This window comes from Azospirillum sp. UFLA03-27 (assembly GCF_059803775.1).
In genome coordinates this window covers 1-2,957 of the sequence record NZ_JAUQTX010000430.1, presented here as the reverse complement: position 1 = coordinate 2,957, position 2,957 = coordinate 1, and the positions used below count along the sequence as shown (strand labels likewise).

Sequence of the window (2,957 nt, the reverse complement as noted above, 5' to 3'; positions counted from 1 at the left end):
GTTATAGTCTCGTGGGCTCGGAGATGTGTATAAGAGACAGGCCCCATTCCGGTGCCGAAGGCCGCCCCGCCCGCCTCCACCCAGACGACGCTGCTGGTCACTGCGCTGGTGGTGGCGACCTTGTATCTGGGAAGCGACATCCTGGTCCCCATCGCTTTGGCGGTGCTGCTGACCTTCGTCCTGGCGCCCATCGTCAGCCGGCTGGAGCGGCTGCGTCTGGGCCGGGTGCCGTCGGTACTGGCCGTGGTGGTGCTGGTCTTCGCAGGCATCGCCGGCTTCGGCATGGTGGTCGGAGGGCAGATCGCGGACCTCGCCAACAACCTGCCCAGCTATCAGCAGAATGTGCACGCCAAGCTGGACTCGCTGCGCTCCCGCGCCACGTCGGCGGGCAGCGGCGGGGTGGTCCAGCAGGCCACCGAAGCCTTCCGCGACCTGAAGCAGGGGCTGGAGCAGGTGACCGGGGAGACCCCGCCTGCCGCCACGGCTCCGGCCAGCGCCCTGCCCGCCCCCGGCGCCGCGCGGGAGCCGGTGCCGGTGCGGATCGAGCAGGACGGGTCCGACGCGCTGACCATCATCAGCGACGTGCTGGGGCCGGCCATGGCGCCGGTCGCCACGGCGGGCATGGTGCTGGTCTTCACCATCTTCATGCTGCTGCAACGGGAGGATCTGCGCGACCGGCTGATCCGGCTGGCGGGGTCCGGCGACCTCAGCCGCACGACGGAGGCGATGAACGACGCGGGCGAGCGGGTCAGCCGCTATCTGCTGATGCAGTGCGTCGTCAACGTGACCTACGGCCTGCCCATCGGGATCGGGCTGTGGCTGCTCGGCGTGCCCAACCCGCTCTTGTGGGGGATGCTGGCGACGGTGCTGCGCTTCATCCCCTTCCTGGGACCGGCGATCGCCGCGGCTTTCCCGATCCTGCTGTCCTTCGCGGTCGATGCGGGATGGACCCTGCCGCTGCTCTGCATTGCCCTCTTCGTGGCGGTAGAGCTGTTTTCCAACAATGTGGTGGAGCCCTGGCTCTACGGCTCCGCCACCGGTCTGTCGTCGCTGGCGATCATCGTCGCGGCGGTGTTCTGGACCACACTGTGGGGACCGGTCGGCTTGCTGCTGGCGACGCCACTGACCGTCTGCCTCGTCGTGCTGGGGCGGCACGTTCCGCAGCTTCATTTCCTGGAGGTGATGCTGGGCGACCGCCCGGTTCTGCCCGACGAGGCCAAGCTGTACCAGCGCCTGCTCGCCCGCGACCCCATCGAGGCCATGGAGATCGCCGAGGAGAAGATGAGCAAGGACGGGCTGGCGGAGGCCGGGCACGGACTGCTGATCCCCACCTTGTCGCTGGCCGAGCAGGACCGCCAGCGCAACCGCCTGAACCCGGAGGGACGGCAGGCGGTGGCGGAGGGCATGACGGCGCTGCTGGACGAGATGATGGAAGCCTCCCCGCCCGCCGCGGAGGACACGCCGCTGGTCCTGTGCATCGGTGCCCGCAACGACCTGGACGAGGCGGCGGCGGCATTGCTCGGCCATTTGCTGCGCCCGCGCGGGCTGCGCGCCGACGTGATCCCGTGCGAGAAGGTGTCCGTCCGCTCCATCGCCGCGCTGGCCCCGACCGGCGTGTCGGCGGTGGTCCTGTCCTATCTGAATCCATCCGCCCTCTCCCACGCACGCCGGCTGGTGCGTCGGTTGCGCCTGCATTTCGGCCCGAACGTGCCGATCCTGCTCTGCCTGTGGAGCGCCCACCCCGAAGCCGAGGCGCCGGAGCACGCCATCTCCCAGACCGCCGCCGACCGCGTCGCCACCAGCCTGACCGGCGCCGTCACGCAGTTGGAGGAGCTGGGCGTGCTTGCCGCCGTCGAGGCGGAGAAGGCTCCGCAGGCGTGACGGTCAGGAGGGCGCCACGACGGTGCAGACGCGCTTCAGCGCGTCGGCCGCGCGCTCCACGTCCTCGTCGCGCACCAGAACGTAATCGGTGTCGTAGGTGGACATGGCGAAGATCGGCACGCGCGCCTGGGCCAGCGGCACGGCGATGCGCGCCAGCACGCCAAACAGCGAGAAGTCCAGCGGCCCCTCCACCTTGAAGGCGCGCCAGCCGCGCTCCGCCGTCACGCCGTCCGGCACGCGGGACTCGCGGCAGAGGATGGACAGCTCCTCCCCCGTGCGGGTGGCGCTGACCAGCGGGTCGGTCCAGTCGAGCCAGCCGGGCATCCCATCCCCCGGCGCCAGCCGCGCCACCGCCAGCCGATCGGGCAGGACCGACAGGGTGAGCGGCTTGGTCTCCGGCAGCAGGGCGGCGTCCAGCGTGGCGCGGTCCACCTCGAACGGCTTGAGGATTCGCTTGGCCCGAGCGGCCAGCGACGGGATGCGCGAGCGCATGGCCCGGCCCAGCATGTCCGCCGCGACCGGGCGAAGCTCCGGATCGTCCGCCGCCAGATCGACCATGGCCTGAAGAGCGGCGCTCTGCACGATCCGGCTGGCCCGGTTCTCGAACCAGCCCTCCAGAAGCGCCACCACCCGCTCGCGCTGCTCGTCCGTCAGGGTCAGGCGCGGCAGGATCGCCGCCAGATGCCAGCGCACCTCGGCCTGCTCGATGGCCGCCGCCTCGGTCAGCAGCCGTTCGGCGAAGGCGTCCAGCGGGCGGGCGTCGCCGCGCGACACCCGGTCCAAGGCGTCGGCGGCGCGCATCCGCACCCCGGCGTCGCCGTCGAACAGGCAGGCCACCAGTTCCGGCAGGCGGGCGGGGTCGGCGGCCACCGCCTCCGCCACCGTAGGAATGTTGCCGAATGCGCGACGGTCGCCGCCGAGCGCCAGGGCCTTCGCCAGCCCCCCATCCTTTTTCATCGCCTCAGCGCCGCCCGAAGGGACGCGAGGGGATGTTCCGCCCGAACTTCGACCCGACTTTCAGCGCGCTGGGGCGCGGCTGTCTCTTATACACATCTCCGAGCCCACGAGACTATAAC

Annotated in this window: 2 protein-coding genes; one reads left to right on the top strand and one right to left on the bottom strand. The window is 71.0% G+C overall.

Annotation, left to right across the window (positions count from 1 at the left end; genetic code table 11):
- Positions 1 to 51: 51 nt before the first annotated feature.
- The gene (locus tag Q4I23_RS31900) at positions 52 to 1,881 is read left to right on the top strand and encodes an AI-2E family transporter (RefSeq protein ID WP_498528894.1); all 1,830 of its coding nucleotides are present in this window, start codon (positions 52 to 54) and stop codon (positions 1,879 to 1,881) included.
- A gap of 3 nt (positions 1,882 to 1,884) precedes the next feature.
- Here Q4I23_RS31900 and Q4I23_RS31895 read toward each other — a convergent pair whose 3' ends face one another.
- Complete coding sequence (locus Q4I23_RS31895; protein WP_498528893.1) at positions 1,885 to 2,838, bottom strand: ACT domain-containing protein; 954 nt, start codon at positions 2,836 to 2,838, stop codon at positions 1,885 to 1,887.
- Between the last annotated feature and the right edge of the window lie 119 nt (positions 2,839 to 2,957).